At 59.6% G+C, this 282-nt stretch carries 1 rRNA gene; it reads left to right on the top strand.

The window, feature by feature from the left end:
• A 16S ribosomal RNA gene (locus CG50_RS16090) occupies positions 1-282 on the top strand; the annotation flags it as partial.

Raw genomic sequence — 282 nt, 5'->3', positions numbered from 1 at the left:
AACTCCGTGCCAGCAGCCGCGGTAATACGGAGGACGCGAGCGTTATCCGGATTCATTGGGTTTAAAGGGTGCGCAGGCGGCCCGGTAAGTCAGCGGTGAAAGTCAGGGGCCCAACCCCGGAAGTGCCGTTGATACTGTCGGGCTGGAATGCGGTCGAGGCGGGCGGAATGTGGTGTGTAGCGGTGAAATGCATAGATATGCCACAGAACGCCGATAGCGAAGGCAGCTCGCCAGGCCTGCATTGACGCTCGGGCACGAAAGCGTGGGGATCAAACAGGATTA

It is taken from the genome of Paenirhodobacter enshiensis (assembly GCF_000740785.1).
GTDB lineage: Bacteria > Pseudomonadota > Alphaproteobacteria > Rhodobacterales > Rhodobacteraceae > Rhodobacter > Rhodobacter enshiensis.
This window is presented reverse-complemented; position numbering and strand designations above follow the sequence as displayed.